Annotated in this window: 16 protein-coding genes; 10 read left to right on the forward strand and 6 right to left on the reverse strand. The window is 39.5% G+C overall.

Going from position 1 to position 22,415, the window contains the following annotated elements:
* Window positions 1-17: 17 nt before the first annotated feature.
* The gene (gene brnA / locus ACJV45_RS04085) at window positions 18-281 is read right to left on the reverse strand and encodes a type II toxin-antitoxin system BrnA family antitoxin (protein ID WP_004122276.1); all 264 of its coding nucleotides are present in this window, start codon (window positions 279-281) and stop codon (window positions 18-20) included.
* Window positions 259-534, reverse strand: a complete 276-nt coding sequence (locus ACJV45_RS04090) for a BrnT family toxin (RefSeq protein ID WP_004112325.1) — start codon at window positions 532-534, stop codon at window positions 259-261. Before ACJV45_RS04090 ends, brnA begins: the two co-directional genes overlap by 23 nt.
* Before the next feature lie 465 nt (window positions 535-999).
* Between ACJV45_RS04090 and ACJV45_RS04095 the strand changes: the two genes are divergently transcribed.
* The 5 genes from ACJV45_RS04095 to murI all read left to right on the forward strand — a co-directional run bounded on the left by ACJV45_RS04095 (window position 1,000) and on the right by murI (window position 7,256).
* Window positions 1,000-1,887 (forward strand): ABC transporter permease, encoded by an 888-nt coding sequence (locus ACJV45_RS04095; protein WP_060787298.1) that lies wholly within the window; start codon window positions 1,000-1,002, stop codon window positions 1,885-1,887.
* Window positions 1,884-2,891, forward strand: coding sequence for an ABC transporter permease (locus tag ACJV45_RS04100; protein WP_419397703.1), 1,008 nt, complete (start codon window positions 1,884-1,886; stop codon window positions 2,889-2,891). The genes ACJV45_RS04095 and ACJV45_RS04100 overlap by 4 nt, the downstream gene beginning before the upstream one ends.
* 141 nt (window positions 2,892-3,032) lie before the next feature.
* Entirely contained in the window at window positions 3,033-4,781 is a 1,749-nt protein-coding gene (locus ACJV45_RS04105; protein WP_419397704.1) for an ABC transporter substrate-binding protein, read from the forward strand.
* A gap of 16 nt (window positions 4,782-4,797) precedes the next feature.
* Complete coding sequence (locus ACJV45_RS04110; protein WP_419397705.1) at window positions 4,798-6,423, forward strand: ATP-binding cassette domain-containing protein; 1,626 nt, start codon at window positions 4,798-4,800, stop codon at window positions 6,421-6,423.
* A 50-nt stretch (window positions 6,424-6,473) separates the two neighbouring features.
* Window positions 6,474-7,256 carry a glutamate racemase gene (murI, locus tag ACJV45_RS04115; protein ID WP_419397706.1) on the forward strand — a complete coding sequence of 261 codons (783 nt, stop codon included), beginning with the start codon at window positions 6,474-6,476 and terminating at the stop codon, window positions 7,254-7,256.
* 56 nt (window positions 7,257-7,312) lie between these two features.
* On the opposite strand, the gene ACJV45_RS04120 is transcribed toward murI, so the two are convergent.
* Complete coding sequence (locus tag ACJV45_RS04120; RefSeq protein WP_419397707.1) at window positions 7,313-8,038, reverse strand: vitamin K epoxide reductase family protein; 726 nt, start codon at window positions 8,036-8,038, stop codon at window positions 7,313-7,315.
* An 81-nt stretch (window positions 8,039-8,119) separates the two neighbouring features.
* On the opposite strand from ACJV45_RS04120, the gene ACJV45_RS04125 reads away from it, so the two are divergent.
* Complete coding sequence (locus ACJV45_RS04125) at window positions 8,120-9,007, forward strand: PHP domain-containing protein (RefSeq protein WP_192381768.1); 888 nt, start codon at window positions 8,120-8,122, stop codon at window positions 9,005-9,007.
* Between the two features lie 8 nt (window positions 9,008-9,015).
* Here ACJV45_RS04125 and ACJV45_RS04130 read toward each other — a convergent pair whose 3' ends face one another.
* Window positions 9,016-9,240, reverse strand: a complete 225-nt coding sequence (locus ACJV45_RS04130; RefSeq protein ID WP_004112344.1) for a DUF3107 domain-containing protein — start codon at window positions 9,238-9,240, stop codon at window positions 9,016-9,018.
* 99 nt (window positions 9,241-9,339) lie between these two features.
* Complete coding sequence (locus tag ACJV45_RS04135) at window positions 9,340-10,893, reverse strand: phosphotransferase (RefSeq protein WP_419397708.1); 1,554 nt, start codon at window positions 10,891-10,893, stop codon at window positions 9,340-9,342.
* Between the two features lie 151 nt (window positions 10,894-11,044).
* Here ACJV45_RS04135 and ACJV45_RS04140 point away from each other — a divergent pair, with 151 nt between their 5' ends.
* Window positions 11,045-12,628: an ATP-dependent helicase gene (locus ACJV45_RS04140; RefSeq protein ID WP_410311569.1), complete on the forward strand. Its 1,584-nt coding sequence runs from the start codon at window positions 11,045-11,047 to the stop codon at window positions 12,626-12,628.
* A 124-nt stretch (window positions 12,629-12,752) separates the two neighbouring features.
* On the opposite strand, the gene ACJV45_RS04145 is transcribed toward ACJV45_RS04140, so the two are convergent.
* On the reverse strand, window positions 12,753-14,579 hold the full coding sequence (locus ACJV45_RS04145; protein ID WP_419397709.1) for a zinc-dependent metalloprotease: 1,827 nt from the start codon (window positions 14,577-14,579) through the stop codon (window positions 12,753-12,755).
* A 219-nt stretch (window positions 14,580-14,798) separates the two neighbouring features.
* Here ACJV45_RS04145 and ACJV45_RS04150 point away from each other — a divergent pair, with 219 nt between their 5' ends.
* From ACJV45_RS04150 to ACJV45_RS04160, 3 genes are all read left to right on the forward strand, one after another.
* Window positions 14,799-15,740, forward strand: a complete 942-nt coding sequence (locus ACJV45_RS04150; RefSeq protein ID WP_419397710.1) for a S16 family serine protease — start codon at window positions 14,799-14,801, stop codon at window positions 15,738-15,740.
* 589 nt (window positions 15,741-16,329) lie between these two features.
* Window positions 16,330-20,160, forward strand: a complete 3,831-nt coding sequence (locus tag ACJV45_RS04155; RefSeq protein WP_419397711.1) for a Rib/alpha-like domain-containing protein — start codon at window positions 16,330-16,332, stop codon at window positions 20,158-20,160.
* A 130-nt stretch (window positions 20,161-20,290) separates the two neighbouring features.
* Window positions 20,291-22,207, forward strand: a complete 1,917-nt coding sequence (locus tag ACJV45_RS04160; protein WP_419397712.1) for a SpaH/EbpB family LPXTG-anchored major pilin — start codon at window positions 20,291-20,293, stop codon at window positions 22,205-22,207.
* The last annotated feature ends 208 nt before the right edge of the window (window positions 22,208-22,415 follow it).

The raw sequence follows: 22,415 nt of genomic DNA on the forward strand, positions 1-22,415 counted from the left end.
CACGTTTTGTTTTATCTCTAGTTTTGCTTCGAACTTTCTAGTTTTTCTGCAATGAGTGTATTGACGACTGCGTTTCTGCTAATAGCAAGAATTTCTGCACGTTTATCAAGTTTTTCAATAATCCATTCTGGCATAGTAAATGTGACGCGTTTTTGCACATTTGAGCGGTGCTCTATAGTTGGATGCTCCAAATCAAAGTACTCAAGTACGTCTTCGCCGTTATCGAATTTTTTATCGAGTTCTTTGCCGCTTATTTCCTTACTCGTTGTAGTGCTCTTCATAATATTGCTCCTCATTTTTACGCGATCTTCTTACAGAAATAATACGAATTCGATTATTCCTTTTTGTTATTATTGCCGTCCAATGCTTATTGTTTATTTTTCCAAAAACTAAGTAGCGAGAGTTGTCGTTTCCTGAATTTTTGGATTCTAATGTAATTGTCGTATTCTCCCAAAGTAATTGGGCTTTTTTGAAACTGATACCGTGTTTAGCTAAATTTTTTAAGCTTTTTGCAGGATCGTGTTCAAAATCCATTCTCACCTCCTAGTGTGTATTTTACATCAAAACAACATCAATATGAAGCAATTTTTTAATGATTGTTGTTTTGTATTAGGTATCGTAAGTGATTTAAGTTAGCTTTCCTAGATTTTTTACGCATTGTGGTTAGAGGTTATTTATAGAAGCAAGCGCTATCGCATCGATTTGTTTTGTTATGTGCGTTTTGCTGGTCTTCGGATTTCGCCTAAGTGTAGGCGAAATCGGGGTCGCGCTTGCGTGGAAAGCGTATTAGCTTTCCACTTTGAGCAAGCGCTATCGCATTGAGTCGCTTTTCGCGCTACGCTCTAAGCGAAAAGCGAAGCAATGCGACACTCCGATTTGCTCACTTCCACACCTTCCTATAAATTCGTTATGACAACAATACAAATTTATTCATGTTTGTATTTGTTAGTTTTATAGAAAAATTGCAATACGAAAGTGCAGGTAACGAAATGAGTGGCGATGAAAAGGGGCGGTGTATTTTATTCGCGTAGTAAGCGCGACTTATCAAGTGTTACCGCAATTGTTGGAATTGCAATAATATCACTGTTTGTTTTATTGGCGATTTTTGCCGACCTTTTTACTCTTATTACAGGTAATGATCCATATAGCGAAAATCCCGATGTTTTATCGGATTCTTCGTTGCCTACAGGCATAGGCGGAATAAGCTCAAAACATTGGTTTGGTGTAACGCCATTGCGCGGAATTGACTTATTTGCAATCATCTCTCACGGCGCAAGAATCTCTCTTGGAATTGGCTTAGCTTCTACTGCGATCTCCGTTGTTTTAGGCGTTGTAATTGGCGTTATTGCTGGTTATTTTGGTGGTTTTGTTGATTTTGCAATTTCTCGCATTATGGACGTGTTCTTTGGGTTTCCGTTCCTAATCTTTGCGATTGCGCTTTCTGCGATTGTGCCTCAAACTTTCCCGCGTCCGCTTCTTTTAACTCTTGTAATCGGCTTTTTTGGTTGGCCTAGTATGGCGCGATTGGTTCGCGGCGAAACACTTAGCCTTAAAAATCGCCATTTTGCTGTGGCTTCTAGAGTTATGGGCGCTAGTGCTTTTCATGTTTTGCGCAATCAGATTTTGCCAAACATGCTTCCAATAATCATTGTTAATACAACACTTTCTATACCAGGCCGTATTGCACTCGAAGCGGCACTTTCATTTCTTGGCGTTGGCATGAATCCGCCTTCGCCTTCGTGGGGACGCTCAATATCCGACGCAGTGCAGTGGGCATTGGTAGACCCGTGGTATTTAATATTCCCAGGTTTATCTTTGTCCCTGCTTGCGCTCGGGTTTAATATGCTGGGCGATTGGCTTTCTTCAAAAATGGAGATAGCAGCATGAGCGTTTTTCTTTACATTATTAGGCGCGTTGCAAGCGCTTTGGCTGTTATTGCTGTTATTGCAATGGCAATGTTTTTGATTTTCTTTATGACTCCAACAAATCCTGCTCAGCTTATGTGCGGCAAACCTTGCACGCCTGAGCGTTTAGCACAAGTTTCTGCGTTTATGGGAACTGATTTGCCTTGGTATAGTCAGCTTTTTAACTATTTGCAGGGTATTTTTGTTGGCCGTACTTTTGGCGATTCTGCATCTGCCAGCGCAATTGTTTGCGCGGCTCCTTGCTTAGGATGGTCTTTTGCGCTTAATGAGCCTGTTACTGGTTTGATTTTTAGTCGTTTTCCAGTTACAGCATCAATCGCCATTGGCGCTGCTGTTTTGTGGATGATAATTGGCGTATTTGCAGGCGTTTTGCAAGCGGTTAAGCGTGATTCGTGGATTGACCGCTTAATTGTAGCAATATCTTCGATTGGTATTTCGTCTCCTACCTACTTAATTGGTTTGCTGGCGATTATTGCTTTTGCGGTTTACATTCCCGTTTTTCCTACGGGTGGATATGTTAGCTTCTTTGCTAATCCTTTTGACTGGGCTTGGCATCTGCTACTCGCTTGGATTGTTTTAGCGTTGATAAATGGCGCTTTTTATGCGCGCATTACTCGTTCTACAATGATTAGGGAATTTGGTAAAGATTATGTGCGAACTGCAAGAGCAAAGGGCATGCCCGATTCACATGTTGTAGTAAATCATGCTTTGCGAAATGCGATTTTACCAATATTTACAATGTTTGGTTTAGATCTTGGCGGTCTTCTTGGTGGAGCGGTTATAACTGAGCGTGTGTTCTCTATGCACGGGTTGGGTTCGCTTCTTTTAGACGCTGTTAAGACTTTTGATTTGCAAGTTTTGGTTGGAGTTACGCTGTTTTCGGCAGCTCTTGTAATAATTGCAAATCTTATTGTTGACCTCTGTTATTGTTTGCTTGATCCTAGAGCGGCTAAAGTCGCCCTTTAAAGCGGTGATTAGCGAGCGTTAAAATCGCCAGCAAAATCGCCATTAAGGTTGCAACTAAAGTCGCTACTAAAGTCTTCTTTAAATCACAATAATAAAAATTTTTAATAACTTTATAACTTTATAAAAAATTAAGGAAAAATCATGCAAAATACACAAAATATGCAAAATTATTATCAAATCATCAAAAAAGTTAATCGTGGTTTTGCTCTAAATACATTAAGAGCAATTTCCGTAATTCTAGTGTTTTCACTGGTTTATGCATTTTCTGCTTGCGGATCTGCTGTGCAAAGTGGTCAAAATCTACAAAAAAGACTCCCTAATGCTTCTGTGCTTAATAGTAATCCAAAAAAGGGCGGAACGCTTACGATTCTAAGCTCCGAATCAAAAATGGATTTTGATCCTGCAAGAAGTCAGGGTTTACCAATAACCTCTAATAGCCTAGTTTTCCGCGCTTTAACAACGTGGAAAGTAACGCCAAGTGGCAAAACGCGTGTTGTTGCCGATTTAGCAACAGATACAGGAACTGCTTTAGACGATGGAAAAACTTGGAAGTACACTCTTAAAAAAGGCATTAAATACCAGGATGGAAGCCCAATAACGTCTAAAGATATTAAATATGGTATTGAGCGTTCTTTTGCAAACTCGCTTACAGGCGGATTTGGTTACCACAAAGCGCTTTTACAAGGCGCTAAAGACTATGTCGGTCCGTTTAGTGGCAAATCTTTGGATTCGATTGAAACTCCAGACAATCAAACAATCATTTTTAAGCTAAATGCTGCTTTTGCTAATTGGCCTTGGGTTGCGTCTTTGGCTGCATTCGCTCCCGTTCCACTAAATTCTGGGAACGCGCAGGATTATGGCAAAAGCCCAGTTGCTTCTGGACCGTACAAAATTGTTGAAAACGAAGTTGGCAAGCAAATTGTTATGGTTAGAAACACTAATTGGGATTCCAGCGCGGATTCAATTCGAGCTAATTACCCAGACAAGATAATTTGGAAGCTTGGCGTTGATCCTTCTGTTGCTGCACAATCTATGATTCAAGGCAATTCTGGTGCAGACAATGCTATTCTTGCAGATTTTGTGCCTCCAGCTCAACGCGCGCAAGCTAAAGCAAGCTACAAGTCAAGCAATCTTTTAATTACAAGCGGTGACGGAGCGTTGGAATACTTGGCCATGAACAATCGACGTATTAAAGATGTTAAGATTCGCAAGGCAATTCAGTACGCTGTAGATAAGCAGTCGTATCAGCGAGCAAAGGGCGGTGCGGTTGCTGGCGGCTTTGCAACAACGCTTATTACTCCAGGCGTAAGCGCGCGCAAAGTCTATAATCTATATTCTGCAAATCCACGTGGGGACGTAGAAAAGGCTAAACAATTATTAAAGGAATCGGGTAAATCTAAACTAAAGTTTAGTCTTATTGCTCGCCCAGATCAGGCGCAAGTGGCATCTTCTATTCAAGCAAGCTTAAAGCGCATTGGAATTGATGTTTCTATACGAACTGTGGATTCGCAGATTTTTACAGATATGATTACTGGCGATTCTGGCGACTACGATTTAGCTTTGTCTAAATGGCAGCCTGATTTTCCTTCTGCGTATGCAAATATTGGTCCGCTTTTTGATTCTTCGCAAATAGGTGGCGGCAATTGGAATATATCTCGCTACTCGAATCCAAAAGTGGATTCCTTGATTCGCCAAGCTGTTGGCGTTATAGATAAGTCGCGTGCAGATTTGCTTTGGCAGCAGGTTGATAAAGAGATTATGCGCGATTCTCCAATTGTTCCGCTTATTTACTCTAAGAACACTTATATTCACGGAAGCAATGTGGAAAACTTCTTCGTTGGGTCTTTCCCGGCTTATCCAAACTATGCGCGAGTTTCGCTTAGAAACTAGAAAAGGATTTAAGAAAATGTTGGAAAATCGCGAAAACCCAGTGCTTAGCGTTAGTAACTTGTCTATTGCGATTGGCAAAAATCAGATTACGCATAACGTATATTTAAACTTATATGCGGGCAAAATTAGTGCGCTGGTTGGCGAATCTGGTTCGGGAAAGTCCTTAACTTCGTTGGCGTTAATGGGTCTTCTTCCAGGCGATTTTAGTGTTTCTGGCAAAGCGGTTATTAATACAAGCGCTAATGACAGTTTGGATTTACTAAGCAATAATGCTCCGTATTCTTATATTCGTTCGGGGCTTATTTCAATGGTATTCCAAGAGCCATCTACCGCATTTAATCCAGTTATGCGTATTGGCAAGCAAATTGAAGAGTCATTAAAATATCATCCCGAAAAGTTTGGCAAGACGAGCGCTCGCGCTAAAAAATCGCGAGTTCTTGATTCCCTTAGCGAGGTTGGCCTAAAGGATGTAAATCGCGTTTATAGGTCTTATCCGCACGAACTTTCTGGAGGGCAGCTTCAGCGCGCAATGATTGCAATGGCAATTATTAATCGACCTTCTTTGCTTATTGCAGACGAGCCTACAACAGCTTTGGATGTTACAACTCAGCGTAAGATTTTGCAGCTTTTGCGCGATTTAGCTAAAAAGCATAATATTGCGGTTTTGATTATTACGCATAATATGAGCGTTGTTAAGGCTGTTGCAAACACAGTTTATGTTATGAACAGTGGCAGTATTGTTGAAAGTGGGCTAGTTAAAGATGTGTTTTCTAATCCTAAAAACAGCTATACGTGCTCTCTTTTAGACTCTATTGTTGATTTTGATATTAGTAATTTAGCTAGCGAATCAACTAGTTCGGAGGCTGGCGATTTTTGCGTAAACATTCAAAATGTTTCTGCTAAATATGCTAAGTATTCTAAAATTTTCAACCCTTCTAAATACGCAATAAGTGATTTGAACCTTAATATTTTAAAGGGGAAGACGCATGCGCTGGTTGGTGAATCTGGTGCTGGAAAAACAACGATTGCAAAGCTTATTTCTGGTCAGCTTAAGCCAGAATCTGGCAGCATAAGCATAGAGGGTCTTAATTTATACTCCGATTGCAAAAAGCGCGCAAATCGCAAGATTTTAAGCAATATTGGGTTCATTTTTCAAGATTCTGGCTCGGCGCTAAATCCTTTAAAAACTGTAGGTTGGAGCATTGCCGAGCCTCTTATTGTCAATAAAAGTCTTAGCGAAGAAGAGCGCAAAAAGCGCGTGGAGCTTGTTTTTAATCAAGTGCATTTGCCATTAAGCTTAATAAACAGGTTCCCGCACGAGCTTTCTGGCGGCCAAAAACAGCGAGTTGGCATTGCGCGAGCGTTAATAAATCGTCCTTCTTTGATTATTGCAGATGAGCCGACTTCGGCGTTAGATGCAAATCATTGCCTAAAAATCCTAAATCTTTTAAGTAGCTTGCAAAAGCAGTACAACTTTTCGTGCTTGTTTATAACGCATGATTTGGCTTTAGTAAGCCGCATTGCTAGCCAAGTTAGTGTTATAAAAGGCGGAAGGATTGTTGAGCAGGGAAGCGTTAAAGATGTATTGCGTTTACCTAAAAATCCATACACGCGCAGTTTTATTGATGCTGTTTTGCAATGATTATGTTTGTGCTAAAAAGTACCATTGTAAGAGTTTATTAGGAGGTTTTTATGTCTTCATGCGCTCCAATAGGTGTATTTGACTCTGGGTTAGGTGGTATTTCTGTAGTCCGTGAGCTTCGAGAAGCAATGCCAAATGAGCGCATTATATACTTTGGGGATTCTGCTAATGCTCCATATGGCATAAAAACTCCGCAAGAAGTGCGTGAGCTTAGTTTTAAGATTGTTGAGCATTTTGCAAGTCTTAATGTTAAAGCTATTGTGATTGCTTGCAATACTGCCACTTCTGCTGCTGTTAAAGATTTGCGTGAGCATTATAGTATGCCGATTATTGGCATGGAGCCTGCTCTTAAGCTTGCTTGCGATTTAGGTGGCGGCAAGCCTCAGCGCGTGATTGTTGCGGCTACTCCTTTAACGCTTAAAGAGCGCAAGTTTGCGGAACTTATGAATCGTTTTACGCAAGATCACCAAATTTTTTCTAGACCGTGTCCAGATTTGGTAGAAATTGTGGAAAATGGTGATTTAGGCAATAAAAATATTGTTATGAGTGCTTTGCATAAGTATTTTGATTCTTATGATTTAAAAAATGTTGATTCAGTTGTTTTAGGCTGTACTCATTTTGTGTTTTATAAAAGTTATTTTCGCGAGTTTTTGCCTGATTGCGTGAAGATTGTAGATGGTAATGCTGGCACTATTCATCATCTTAAAAGCGTGTTGGATTCAATGAATCTTCTTGCGGATAAAGATGACGAGGGGAGTGTTGTGCTCACTAACTCCGATTCAAGCGATCGTATTGCTAAGCTATCGCAATCGCTGCTTAATAGTGAATGCTGATTATAACTTTAATTTGAATTGCAGTTTATAAATATGTGATGAAATATGTGATGAATTTAGTTGTATGAGATTTTGATCCAACTAAATATAGCATGACCGTATTTGCTTAAAATTAATAGCACGATTACGAATATCCATAGTGAGTCTACGATTAAATCGTAGTTAATTCTGTAGTACGCGTTTAGAATTTTATTTTTTAATCCAATTCCTTGCGCGCTAACTGTTGCATGGCTAAGTGACATGAACTGTAGAGTAGTGCAAAACATTAGTACTAAGCACCATGGGCAAAGAACTTGTATTACGAACATTGATTGAGAAAACAGCCAATACGCGTACGAGAGTGCGCATAATCCGCCTACCCAACTAAATATCGCTAGCCATTTTGGAAGTTTTACTTTTGCTATTCCAATTACAGCAAGTGTTACAAATACGCTTTCGGCTGCTATTCCAAAGAAGGCGTTAGGGAAGCTTAGTTCGCCAAATCGTATGAATTCTGCTTGCCATGTTTGAGCTACTTTAGAGCATGATACGAGAGTGTTTATATCGCATCCAAGCGCTTTGTGCGGTGTGCGCGCAAGAGCTAAAGTCTCAGAAGATAATATTAGAGATGTTAGAAGGGCTATTGCAGAAGTAACTAGCATAATAGCGTAAACCCAAGTAGCAGAATGTCTCCAGCTTTTTAATGAGTTTGTTTCGCAAAGTGTTTTTCCGTCTACATCGTTTTCCGTTTTAGATAGCTCATTTATATTAGTGAGTTCTGTTTGTGAATTACAGCTATCCATAAGTACTCCTGTAAACGCTAATAATGTAGGGATTAATCGTTTATAAGATAAACGTTACATGCCACAGTTTACGATAATTGTATGACTGTAACTAGCACTAGCGCTGATATTGATTTTTTTGCAAACCCTGATGAGAATAATTCTGGTTGGGATTTGCATTGTCATACCTTTTATTCCGATGGTACAAAGTCGCCAGAAGATTTGGTAAATGAAGCTAAAACTATTGGTCTTAAAGGTGTGGCTATTACAGATCACGATACTACTGCTGGTTGGAGTGATTTTAAAGAAGCTGCTAAGATTGCGGATTTTCCAGTTATTTTTGGATCCGAAATCACATCTGTAGAAGGTAATATATCTGTTCATATGCTTGCTTATCGTTATAATCCAAACGACGAGTGCATTATTGAAATGTTTGATTTAACAAGGAAACGTCGTTTAAATCGTACGCGTAAAATGGTGGAGCTTATGTCGCACGATTTTCCGATTACTTGGCAAGATGTTCTTGATCAAGCAGGCAAAGGGAATCTGACTACGATTGGCAGACCGCATATTGCCGATGCATTGGTTGCTGCAGGTGTTTTTGAAACAAGATCTCAGGCTTTTGCAGGGCCAGTAGCGCCTCATGGACCTTATTACATTCCTACGCCATCTCCCAGCGTTGATGAAGTTATTAAAGTTATTAAACATGCTGGGGGAGTGAGCGTTATTGCACATCCTGCGGATTATAGTAGGAATCCTGTTATACTTTCAGACTCTCAAATTGCTTATTACGCTAGTTTAGGTCTCGATGGTTTAGAAGTGTATCATCGTGGTAATTCTTTAACTCAAAGACAAAGACTATTTGGATTAGCAAAAGACTTGGATTTGCTTGTTACTGGCGGCTCTGATTGGCACGGAAGCGGGAAACCAAATAGTCTTGGTGAAGAAACAACTAGCGACGAAGTAGTGAGTAAAATCCTAAATCGCTAGTTTTGTAATTACAATGCGTTGAAACCAACAGTGTGTGTTGGAGTATCTCCGATTATTGCATAGGCAAAAGAGTTGCTAGGTACAACAATTTTCCTGTTATTTTTATCTGTAATGGTGATTAATTTTTCGTCTTTAATTGCATTGGTTATAATATTCTGCACGTCTTCTTCGCTTTGTTCTGATTCAAAGCTGATAGTGTCGTTTACGTGTTTAACTCCGATTGTTACCTTCATTTTGTTTCCTTTAATACTTTTGATACTTTTAATACCTTAATACTTTTAATACTTGGTTTCTTCGATTTTACTTAATATTTAGCATCTAATATTTAGCATTTACGAATTACTCAGTTTGTCTTTAGCATCTTTAATAGCTTGATCTGCATCTTTTAGCATTGGGATAATAATAGTTGCTGGCTTATCTAAATCTTCATTATTATTTTCGCCAGTATTTTCTACATTGTTATCTTTACTTTCGATGCTGTTATTGCTCTCGATCTTGCTTTCGATGCTTCCGTCACTATTCTTGTTGCTATTATCGGCGTTATTGATAATGCTATTTATAACTTGTGTTTCTAGATTATCAGCAACAGATGTAGTTTTAGTAGCATTCGTATTATCAGACTCTTTGTAAGAATCTTCTTGTGCTTGTGAATTTGAATAGTTCACTTTTGTAGGGTTTTCACTCGTGCTGTCGTTATTGCTGTTTAAAGCAATTGTCTGACTTTTAGCACTTATATTGCTCTCATTTGTGGCATCAGAAGATTCAATAGTATCGTCTTTAACTATATCTCCTACTGTTAGAGAAGACGCAGGATTTTCGCTTGAATTGTTGTTTTGATTAGCGTTTGCGTTTCTAGAATTGTTTATACGCGTAAGCTCGTGAGCAAGACGTTCTACTTGTGCTTTAAAGCGCATGATTCCAGTTGTATCTGCACGCTGCAAAGCTTGAACGAAGTCGCCAACCTGCTCCATTTGAAGCCATAGGTTTGCGCGAAGCATAATCATGCTGTCTAATCTGGCTCCAAGCATTCTTCCGTAAGCGCTAAGAAGTGCATTCCTATGCTGTTCATTAAGTTTTGCAAAAATCCACGCTAAATCTCGCGCAGGATCGTTGATTTGCATGCTCTGCCAATTGGTTATTGCAGTAATCGTAGATCCAGAAAATAGAAAATCTCCATCTTTAAAACCGCCGTGAACAGGGCAAGTGTCAAATGCCCACAATCCATCGGTTTCAAGCACTCTGGACCAGTTATCGGTGATTTCAGTAGGAATGTGACCAGCTTGACGTAGCCTTTTAATCCAAGATGTTAATTGTGCTCGAATCTGACCAGTAGTAAAAGTAGGGTAGCCGCCTTTTGTTAAAAATGCTGGGCTTAGTCGGTGAATCGCGCCCATGGCTGTGCCAGCGTTTACGCAATCGTCTGTTGTAAGAAGGCTTAATTCTCTAGCGCTTCCGTTTAAATGTGGGCAAATCAATACTGTTGGATTATTAAAATCTGCCTGTCCAAGTCTTTCGCCATATAAGCTGTTTGAATCAGATTGGTTATTTTCTTGAGCAGATTGTGCAGCTTGTGCAGATTGTACAGATTGCGCAGCTTTTGTATTTTGCGTATTTTGATTGTTCTGGTTTGAAAGAGAGCCAGGAACAAACTTAAGCATTTCTTCGTGTGCAAATCCAAGAGCTGCAAGTCCTTTGGTTTTTTGCAGCACCCATGCTGCTCTCGCTCTGTCGTGTAAGCGTTTTTGCCCTTTTTCCTCGGAGCTTACAAAAATGTCATAAAGGTTACCAGAAACGTCTTGGATAACGGCATGAGATATTCCCGCAGCGGCATCGGTGGCGTTTGCCTGCTCACTTTGGCGGGTTCCGGCGAATTGTACTTCTGGCATGACCGATGAGGCCAGCGCTACCAACTTGAATCTGCTTATCTGTGTCACAGTTCAACAGTAATACAAAGCAGCGAGATATAGTCAAATAACCTTTAACCACATTTGTGTTTTAATCTTTTATTTTCTCTTTGTTTGCTGTAACAATAGAAATATGATTTCTTCTCCAGAGTCATTATTGAATGATTTAGATGATTCACAGCGTGCAGCAGCCATGGCGTTAAATGGTCCTGTTCGCATTGTGGCTTGCGCTGGTGCTGGTAAAACTCGCACTATTACACGCAGAATAGCGTATGCGTGTGCTAAAGGAGAATGGGATGAAAATCGCGTTTTGGCGGTAACTTTCTCTGTAAAGGCTGCTAAAGAAATGCAGGAACGTCTTAAAAAATTAGGTGTTAATAATGCGACTGTTGCAACTTTTCATTCTGCAGCATTAAAACATTTACGTAAGGTATGGGATTCAGTGTGCTCAGCTCCTTTTCCAAGAATAATGGATGATCCTAAAGAAGTTACAGAGCAAGCATTGATTCATTACACAGATCTTGCAAATATGACGTCTGTGCAAATAAGAGATATTATTTCAGAAATTGATTGGGCGAAAGTTTCGCTTATTGCACCAGATGATTATGCGAAAGCATACGCTTGTGTTCACAGAGAACTCCCTGCGGGCTTAGATGTTAAACAATTCGTAGAAGTTTATAAAGCGTACGAGATTGAAAAAAATACGCGTAATCTTATTGATTTTAACGATTTGCTCCTTTTAACCTGTCATATTTTAAGATCTTTCCCTAATGCTGCTAAACAGATTCGTAGTTTAATAGGTTGGGTTACTGTTGATGAATATCAGGATGTTTCGCCATTGCAACATGAGCTTCTTGTACTATGGTTGGGCGATAACCGCAATATTTGCGTTGTTGGAGATCCTGCACAAACCATCTATTCTTTCGCTGGCGCTAGTAGCTACGATTTACTTGAGTTTCCAAACGAATTTGCACCAATTTACGCGGATATTAGTTTGAATACGGATTACAGGTCTACAGAACGTATTGTTGGTCTTGCTAATCGTGTTCTTTCACAATCTGCGTGTAGGCGTGATTATTTAAAATTAAAATCAAATATTAAGGGTGGCGCTCGCGTTTCCAAAAGTATTTATAATACTGATTACGATGAGGCTCTTTCTGTTGCTCAGCAGATTTCTAAAGCTGTTAAATCGGGGGATGCGCTTCCTACGGATTTTGCTATTCTTACGCGCACTAATGTTCAGCAGAATATGTTTTGTAGAACATTAGGTAGCTTGGGCTTACATTTTTCTGTTAAAAAAGATGCTGGTCTTCAACCTGATGTGCTTGATAATAATATAGATAATACAGAAGTAAGCAATTCCAATTCATCGGTTGCTGGCGACTTATCCTTTGCTGATACAGATAATAAGTTTGTAGATAATGTTTCCGAAAAAAAGCATGTTGATTTAATTAAGAAATCTTTACTTCCTGTAACTATATCTACAATTCACGCGTCTAAAGGTTTGGAATTTAAACACGTTTTTTTGGTTGGCTGTTCTGAAGGTCTTCTTCCTTTTGGATCTTCTGTTAGTAGAAGTGAAGATGAGGATGAAGAAGAACGCAGACTTATGTATGTTGCAATAACAAGAGCGGAAAAAACCTTGCATATTTCTTACGCTCTTTGCAAGGATTATGGAAGTGGTATGCAAAGAACTGTAAGTCATTTCTTAGAATAATTTGTTTAAAATAATTCTAAGAAAATCGCAAGTTTTTCCGCTCTGTTTTATTATTTCTATTCATTTATTATTCATTTGTTATTTATTTATTGTTATTTATTATTATTCATTTATTATTCACTTATTATTTATTTATATCTGAATCGGGATTTGAATCAGAATCAGTTTCACCGTTATCTGAATCTTCGTCAGCATTGTTGTTTGCGTCATCAGATTCGTCGTCAGACGTGTCATCAGATGCTAACAGTTTGCTTAATTCATCGTCCCAATTCACATCTTTGAGTTTCTTTTCTAAATCTTCACTATTCTTGAAGTCTTCCAAATTAGGCATATTTATGCTTGATTCTTTTGACTTTTTATTTGTTTCAGTTTCCGATTCAGAATTAGACTCAGCATTAATTTCAGTATTAGTCTCAACATTATTATTTTTCTTATTTTCATAAGAATTTTCATGTTCAGACTCGTTGTTCTTAATCTTAGAAGCTGACGACTCTTCATTATCTGTAGAATCAGCCTCATAGGATTTGCTTGCCTCATCTTTGTTTTTAGAATCTGCAGAATCTATTTGCTTATTATTATCTGTGCTATTTTCATCTGTAGTATTCGATTTTTTATCACTTGCGCTTTCCTCATCCTGAGACTCTGGCAAATCAGGCAAAAGATCAGGATGATTCCACATAGAGTCTCGCTCCTCAATGCCTTTTTCGCTTGTAATAGAATCCCATAATGCTGCAGCTTCTCGCATTCTGCGCGGTCTTAATCTCAATCCGATAAGAGATTCAAAAGTTATTTCCGAAGGTCCACCTGCAGCGCGCTCGCGTCTCATCATCTCTCTAAGTTGATCGATGTGTGGAATATGTGCCATTCCAGCACGCCAAATAACGCAATCAACCCAGCCTTCTGTAAGAGCAAGAAGTGTTTCCAGTCCTCTAAGAGCCTGTTTTTGACCCTCTGTTTCTGTATCTGCAACTTTAGAAATATCCACTGCTCCAGAAACAGCTTCTGGATCCATTTCTTGAATATCTCTAAGCTGGTCTTCTACAGCATCTAAGTCAATAGAAATACCATCTGCATACTTTATAATCAGAGCTTCAAAACGTGGCATAAGCCATGGTACAGACGCAAACAAGCGAGCGTGTGCAAGTTCGCGTAAGGCAAGATAATTCATAACTTCTGTTACGTCTAATCCCCAGGTTTTTGCATAATCTATGCAATTGTATGGAATAAGACCTCCAGCTGGATTGTTAAGTAGTGCTATACCTTGATCGAAGCTTCCATGAACCTCGTGAGATAATGCTCCAGCAGCGTATCCTAGTTGCATCGCAAAAGATGTATTTCCGAGCAATCTCATAAACTGGTCAGGTTGTTTTACCTCATCTGGCATAGGAATTGGCATGATTCCATCGTATATGCCATCTACTTCTGTATCTTGCGAATCGCCGAATTTTGCGGATATTACGCTTGTAAAAGCCTCTCCCACAGATTTTGCAACAGGGTTTGCAAACTTAACCCACGAATCTATTGTTCCTTCAATCCAATCAGATCTAGAAAGAATATCTGGTGTTCCTGGCGCAGGATTTAAGTTGCAACTTGTGTCTAGCCACAAGTTTGCTTGGCTAAGTGCTCTTCTGGCACAGTCCGCAACTTCAGCGTTTACGGTTCCTCCATCGCTTGTTGATCTTTGAATAGCGATAGATTGTGCAAGCTTTTTATTTATTGGACCATCTTCGAGAGTCACTCTCATTTCAAGAGGATTGTTTAACCCTCCTGTAGAAAAAGCTTGCATCATGGCGTGAACTTCGCCTGGTGTTGGAAGTCCTCCAATTCCACACCTTTCCTTGATGTGTTCGCGTATGTCGAAAGGAAGGTTCTCAAAGTTGTGCCATGCTCTTTCGCCTTGTTCAGAACCAAAGCAGTCGACGAGCCACTGGTGAATTTCTTCTTCGCTCATAGTTAAGTCCTTACAGTCTTAGTTAAAAGTCATCTAATATTTTCTACGTTATTTCGTATTCATTTATTAGCGTGACTTTTTGCAGCTTATTACAGATTCTACCTGATATACGGCAATTTTCATTCAATAAATCAATAATTTAAGTAACTTTTTTAATTTAATATTTTAAATGAATCCTAATTCCGTTATGCGTATGGCTTGAGTATAGAATTATTTCTTATGACTAATAAGATATTTGCTGTTTTTAGTAATGGATGTATGACTGTTATAAGTTTTATGAGTAGAGTTTTTAATTATTTTGTTAAATATTTTTCTTCAAAATCCGTGCAGTATTTTATTGGACTAATTACTGGTGTTCTTGCGATTATTGTGCTTTTTCTTCCTAGCGCATATGTTGTTGAAGAGCCAGGACCAACTCAAGACGTTTTAGGAAAATCTTCTGGAAAATATGTGATAAACGTAGATAATCCTAATAATCCTAATAATCCTAATAAAAAAGTTGCTTCAGCTGCTTCGGGCTTAAAATCGCATTCAAAAAGTGGCAAATTGCTTTTAGTCACAGTAAATACGTCTGGAGTGCCAGGGTATGAGATTCCAAATATTTACGCTGTTTTATCTTGGTTTGATTCAAAAAAGCAGATTTTGCCGCGTGAGGTGTTAGTGCCTGTAAATCAAAATGCAAGTGATTATAAAAAAGAAACAAATAAGCAGATGACTTCTTCGCAATCTTCTGCGCAAGTGGCGGCTTTGGATTATGCGAAGAAACATCTTAATGTAAATGTAAAAAATGTAAAAGTTAAGATGCATATAGACGATATTGGCGGTCCTTCTGCAGGAATGATGTATGCTTTGGGTATTTTAAACAAGCTAACTGGCGTAGATTTGGCTGGCGGCAAAACAATAGCAGGCACGGGAACCATTGATAATAATGGGAAAGTTGGGGCAATCGGCGGAATTCGTTTAAAGATGATATCTGCTAAAAGAGATGGTGCAAGATGGTTTCTAGCGCCAAATAGCAATTGCGATGAGGTGGTTGGCAATATTCCGCAAGGTTTAAACGTAGTAAGCGTTAAGACTTTAGATGATGCGTATAAAGCGTTGGAGAAAATTAAGGCTGGTAAAAGTATAAAGTCTTTTAAAACGTGTAATGCGAAGATGTAGAAGGTGTTGAAGATTTTGCATCATTTTTTATCTCTTTAACTCTTTGACTCTTTATCTACATTATTGAAAATCCTATATCTAGTATGTTTTATTATGCAAAGTGCTGCATATTGTGTTTTAAGACACGCCGAGTGTGATAATTTCGATGCTAAAAAAGCGAAAAATATAAAGTTTTCAGTATATTTTTAACGTATTTTATGGTTATTCTTATAGAATCTAGTAATTTTTACGAATATTAAAAAATGTGTAGATTTTCCTTGAATTTTCCTATGGGGGGGGGGGTACAACTGTATACGTGCTTTGCAGTAGTGCACTGTGTTATTTTGCATTTGAGCGTTTGGCGCGAATTTAACTACTGGTTTTGGGGAAGCTAGGTATGCTTACGTTTATTTAACGCTTGCACGCTAGTTTTCATCAGCAGTTTCGCGTTGTTTACGTAGTCGGCTTACGTTTATTTACGTAACTTGCTTGCGCGCTTTTTTGCTTGCAATGCAGTGTTCTACACCCCGGGCAATGCTTATTAGTTTATAAAACCAACAGGTATGAGTATTCGAGTAGCTTTTAGATTTTAAGAAATCGAGGCGTTAGAATGTCATGGTTTCATGGCTGTTTTTCTAACCTTATATGTGCAGCTTGTAGTTTTGTTAACCGTCATCGTGCGATTGACGATGCTAGTGATTCTATAACTTCGCTAAAATCTAAAAGGTGCACTGAATGGTGCTCTAGTGCTAACGCTTCTAAATTGTATTACATTCGTCGCGCGACTCTTGCGTTGATTGTTGCCGTGGCGACTATTCTTGCTGTTCTCGTTGTGCCAGCTAAGCCTGCAAGCGCTGCGCAGGTTATGTGGTCGTATGGCGGTTATGGATATTTTACTGCTAATGGTAATGGTATTGGTAATGCTGTTGAAAATATGCATATTACGCCAACGATTACTAAAGACTCTAATGGTACTCATGTGCAGTATGAAATATATTTTAACTATGCTTTTCTTGAAAAACTAGATCCCCAGCCTAGACAGCGTATTCCAGCGCGACCTACTTTTTATGTAGATCTTCCGAAACAGCTTATTACGGACACTATTAGAGTGAAAAGAGATAGGCGAAATGTTTACGAGAAAAAGTGGAATGACTGGTCAACTCAGAATGCTAGCGGCATCCCAGAAACAATGAAAACTTGGGATAAGAAATGGGGCTGGTCTCAAACAATTTCTCGTTGGCATTATACGTATGGCAATACAGATTTCAATGATCAATGGGAAGATACTGTTGGTAATGGTCATTTTGGCTGTGGATATAATACTGATCCTACGTCTAAATTTCAGAATTACAGTTTATGCGAAATAAAGAAGTGGCATGACAATGGCGACTTTGGTATAATGCTGCGTTCATTTGAGAGTGCTAATTCTACGACTTGCTACCGTTGGGTTATTACTGCAGATGTGCCAGATGGTACTGATATTCGTTACATGCCTATTATTGCTGGATATCAGGCTACGAATGCTGAATCTCATGAGCGTCATTATGCAACTTATGGTCCTTATGATCATGATGGTGATGGCATACCAGATAACGTGGAGTGGGATAATAGTACCGATCCGACTAAGCCTGGTGGATTGCATTTTGAAGAGTCGGAGGATTCACAGCCTCGTCAAGCTTCTTCTGTGAGAGCTTATACTGATGATGGTCACTGGCAAGAGAATCCTGGTGATTACTTCAATAATAAGGGTAGTTTTGTTCCTGATTATGGCAGTGACGGTAAAAGAGGTAAACTATACGATCATATTCCTAAGAATCTTACTTATTCTATTGATGGTAACGCTTATTTTGATAACAATAAGAGTTCCAATGCTCAAGTTACTTTTGATGATCCTAATAGTCCGAAGCCAGGGACTTTGCAACAAGGTCATGCGTGGATTGACAAGTCCACAGGCAAAGTGTATTTTAATCCGGCAGACTCGCATAAGAATCATATAGTTTATATACCGATTAAAGTAACATATCCTAATCCAAATAAGTACAACTGTAATCATACTCAGCCTTTTTCAGAGACGGTTGTAGCTAAATTCCGTGTTTGGCCTATGTCTCATTTTTATAAGCCTGTGTATCCAGATTATGATAAGAAACAGGTGCAAGCTGGAAAATCAATTACGTCGGTTCCAAAAAACGAGGGGATTACTAAAGGTAATTTTCCGAAAGGTACTACGTTTGAGCTTGGTAAGAGTAATAAATATTCTAAACCAGTGCTTTCTTGGTCAAAAATGACTAATACTAGTACTGGTGAAGTAACTTTTACTCCGAGCAAACCTCAAAATCCTAATAATTACGATACTCCTGTAATTGCTCACTATCCTGATGGCTCAAGTAGTACGGATAATGGGCAGGTTTATGCTCACGTTAAAGTAACGCCACTTACTGTAGGCAATAACGATTTAGGTTTTTCTATTGCCGAGGGTGCAGGTATGCACGATTTCGGTAGTAAGTATTCCGACCGTATTACTTATGGTTCGTATCATACGGATCATTACACAAATCTTGATAAAGATAAGCAGATAGATAGTAGTAAGCTTCTTATACCTGACGCGTGGTCTGCTAACAACAAGTCTCCGATTAAATTCCGTGCTATTTGCCACGAAGAAAGTAAGGATAATTATACGCTTCTTAAATGGGATGAAGCGAAAAAAGAGTCTGTTGGTGAAGTTAACGGATTAAAGTTTACAGCTTTTCATCAATGGAAAATCGCTACGGAAGATGAAGAAAACAAGTGCAGGAATGATAAAAATTGTAATCTTAATGATTTTAAGTACTCGTATTTAACTAAAGATGAGTATAACACGAATACTATGGCTCGCTCTCGCGCGATTATTACTGGAACGCCTGAGAAAAGCGGTAAGTACGAGTGTCGCGTATTTGCTTTTAACAATGCTGTTAGTCTTAAGGGTTTCGATGACATAATTGTCAATGACACTGGCGGAAGTGTTGTTTATAAGAAAATGCTATTTGCTAATTATGGTACTCAGGGTGCGACTAAGGATTCAAAGGGTAAAGATTGGAATGATCAAACTTTAAAGTTTAGTGTTAAAGCTTCTTACGCGCATAGGAATAATCCTAGTTACGTGCCGTTGAAAGTGAAGGCTGGTGAATATCATGCAAGCCTTACTAACGGTTATAAGAATGTTACTGATGTGCCTACGAGTAAGAAAGGTGCTAATAATGCTACTAATCAGGATGATATAGAAGAAGGTGCACTTCCAGACGGCACTTGGTTCGAGTTTGATGAAAACCAGTATAAGAAAGATAATCCTGGTTGGTATAAGAAGGATAAGGATCATCCTTATGGAATGTCTTTCTACGATAATGGTCAAGACAATAAGCCTAGCGATGGTGGGAAGACTGGTAAAAACCATGGTACGGGTGATGGTTCTCACTATGGAGTGATGTCTTTTAAGCCGCTTAAGTGGCAGAAGCCTGGCGTGTATAAAATTCCTGTGATTGTACATTATCCGGACGGTTCAAAGTCTACGGATAAAGATGCTGGTAATGGCGATGGTGTAAGTAAACCAAATCCAGTGTACGCGCAAGTGACAGTAGATCCTATGGAAGGCGATGATATAAAGCTTCGAGTACTAAGGTCAGATTCTCCTGACGCGCCTGATATTAGTGATGCTGATGGTCAGTTTGGAAGTGGTAGCGGTCTTACCATTATGAGTGGCATGAGTCTTATGCATAAACCGTTTATTGACGCTTGGTCTACAAAAGACGTGTGGAATAGTGGTAATAAAACTGAGAAGAAAATAAGCTTGGAAGTTTTATGCGAAAATGATGATCGTGATTTTGTTTCAAAACTTGCGGGTATGAAAGCAAGTAATCCAATTACATGGAGTCATGTTGATACGTACTCCGAGCGTGAGAAATGTAAGAATAATTCTAATTGCAACGCGCAGCATAAATTGTATAGCTATAACGCTAAGGATAATCCGAATAATCCGTTCGATGCTGCTCAACGTACTACTGCTACGCTCGATGGTATTCCAGAAAAAACTGGTGACTATCAGTGTGTTGCTTGGGCTTTGAAACCAGAAGCTAAGAAATCTTTTGATGATATGAGTAATCATCATGGTGCTAAATATGATTTGTTGAATGAAGTTTACGGTAATCAGTACACAAGGGGTAAAGATTACGAGTTTAAGACTTTCATGATTCACGTGGTGAAACCATTCAAATTACCAAAGACGGGCGGCATGAATTGGAACATGCTTCTTGGTGGTGTTGTGTTTGTTGGTACTTCTCTGATACTTATTGCATTATTGCTTGATCAAAGCAAGTGGGGACGTGCGCTCATCGCTGAGATTATCAATATTATTAAAGTTTTTATCCGCAAAACCGCTAGAAAATGGCGCATTGAAAGGTGGCGATGCTGATGAAAATTTTCTGCAGCGCAAAAACTGCAGTGTCAACGTTCCATGTGTTGGCAATTGCATTGCGTAGTTGCGTTGCGTAGTTGCGTTACATAGTGATGTTGCACAGTGACGTTACATAGTGACGGCAATTATGCCGAAGCATGGTTCGGATTTAATCTTGCTGCGCGCGGCGCAAATCGTAGCCGCCGACAGAGTTCATACAACTTGCAATGGCTCCGCCGACCGTGCGCAACACAAAACAGAAAACTTATCTCTTAAATCTGCTCGAAAGGGCAATAAAAAAGGAGAAATTATGAACAAGATAACTAAGCAATGCGTGGCGGCAATCGCCTCGCTCGCAATGGCTGGCACGCTGTGCGTTGCTGGCGCAGTGGTGGCTGGCAGCTCCGCTTGGGCTGTAACACCTGCAGCTGCTGCTAAGGCTCCATGGGAGGATACCACCAAGACTGGTTCCATTACCATTAACAAGAAGGATGATACTTCTGGTACACCAAAGGGTCTTAACGGTGCAACCTTTACAGTTCAAAAAGTTTTAAAGATTGGTACTGCTGCTGTTCCTAATCTTGCGAAGCAAGAGGATTGGATTACTCTTGCATCTAAAGTTAAGGATCTCAACGAGGCTGCAAAAGCTGGTAATCCTACAAGTAAAGTCACGTTTGATACGACTTTTGGCAAGCAAGGCAAGATGAGCCAAGAAACGAAAACAGTTGATGGTGAAGCCGGCATTGCAAAGTTCGATAATCTTGCAATCGGCTTGTACTACGTTGAGGAAACTGGTGTGCCAACAGGCTATAGCCCTGAGTTTACTCCATTCTTTATAACTGTTCCGCAAATTACGCGTGAAGATGGTAAAACCACCAACACTTATACTTATGCTGTAAGCGTTTCTCCAAAGAACTGGAATGCTAATGGTGGTATTACTAAGGATGCTCAAACCAGCAAGATGGTAGGCGTTGGAGACACGCTTCCATATGTGATTACTGCCAAGGTGAAGCTTCCACTAACGCCTGCTATGAATGGTAATAGTTTATCCAGCTCTAATTTTACTGGCTTTAAGGTTTGGGATGATGCATTAGCATCTGCATATAGCAACCTTACTGACTTTGGTAATACTGCAGCTAATTATAAGGTTCAAGTTGGCGAGTACGATGCTAAAACTAAAGCTTTGAAGAAGGGTGCTGTTGATTTAACTAAAGCAGGTAATGATTTTAGTGTAAGCGATAGTACTAATACGCCTAACGATAATGATCGTAAGCGCATTCTGTTCACATTCGAAGATGCTGGCTTAATTAAGATTGCTAACGCATTCGGGACAGATTCTAAAGTGTTTGCTAGTAAGGATATTCGAGTTCAGGTAACTTTGAATCTTAAGATTAAGAGCGATTTTGGTAGTACGGGTGTAAAGACTACACTTACTAACAAGTATGGTTTTAACCCAGGCGGAGACAGTGGTAAGGATACTCCTGGTACCGATACCAAGACTGTATTCCACAAGTTCCATATCTTCAAGTACGACGGCACTACTTCAAAGGGTTCTGATGCTAGTAAGGATGATCGCAAGGCTCTTCCTGGAGCAGAGTTCAAGGCGTTTGCTGATAAAAATGAAGCTGTAAAGTGCGCAAAGGACCCAAGTGGTAACGATAATTGCAAGAATGCTATGCCTGGCTTTACTGCTAATGCTGCTAATGCAGGAACTTCTACCATCACTACAACTGGTAGTAATGGTAAGACTTCTGATTATGTTGCCAAGACTACTGATGCTCAGAGCAGCAAGATTTATCTTGTTGAGGTTAAGGCTCCAAATGGTTATGTCCGCTCAGAAGATGTTCATGAAGTGGATACTGCTAAAGCAAAAGATAATGAATCGCTTGAGGTTCCGATTGCTGATGTTCCAACGAGCAATAACATTGAACATTGGTTCAAGCTTCCAAATACTGGTGCTTATGGAGTGATCATCTTCGCCATCATCGGTTTGGGCTTAGTTGGCGCTGGCACATTCATGTACATGCGCAACAATCGCAAGAAGGAAGAAGAGCAGGCTGCGTGATTTGCTCAGTTTGATTAGCAAATCATAAACGATTGAGTCTATAAACGGTTGAGTCTGCATAAATTGAGTCTAGGAGTAAAATCCTAGACTCAATCCTATGTAGTGCGCTTGTATTAAAAAACACCGAAATTCGGTACAATCGCACTACAAGGTTACGCCAATTGATGTAGAGATTCGAGATTTTTTGCAGCGAATGAAGCGAACCTCA

The organism is Gardnerella lacydonensis, from assembly GCF_048545055.1.
In the GTDB taxonomy this organism is placed as follows: domain Bacteria; phylum Actinomycetota; class Actinomycetes; order Actinomycetales; family Bifidobacteriaceae; genus Bifidobacterium; species Bifidobacterium vaginale_C.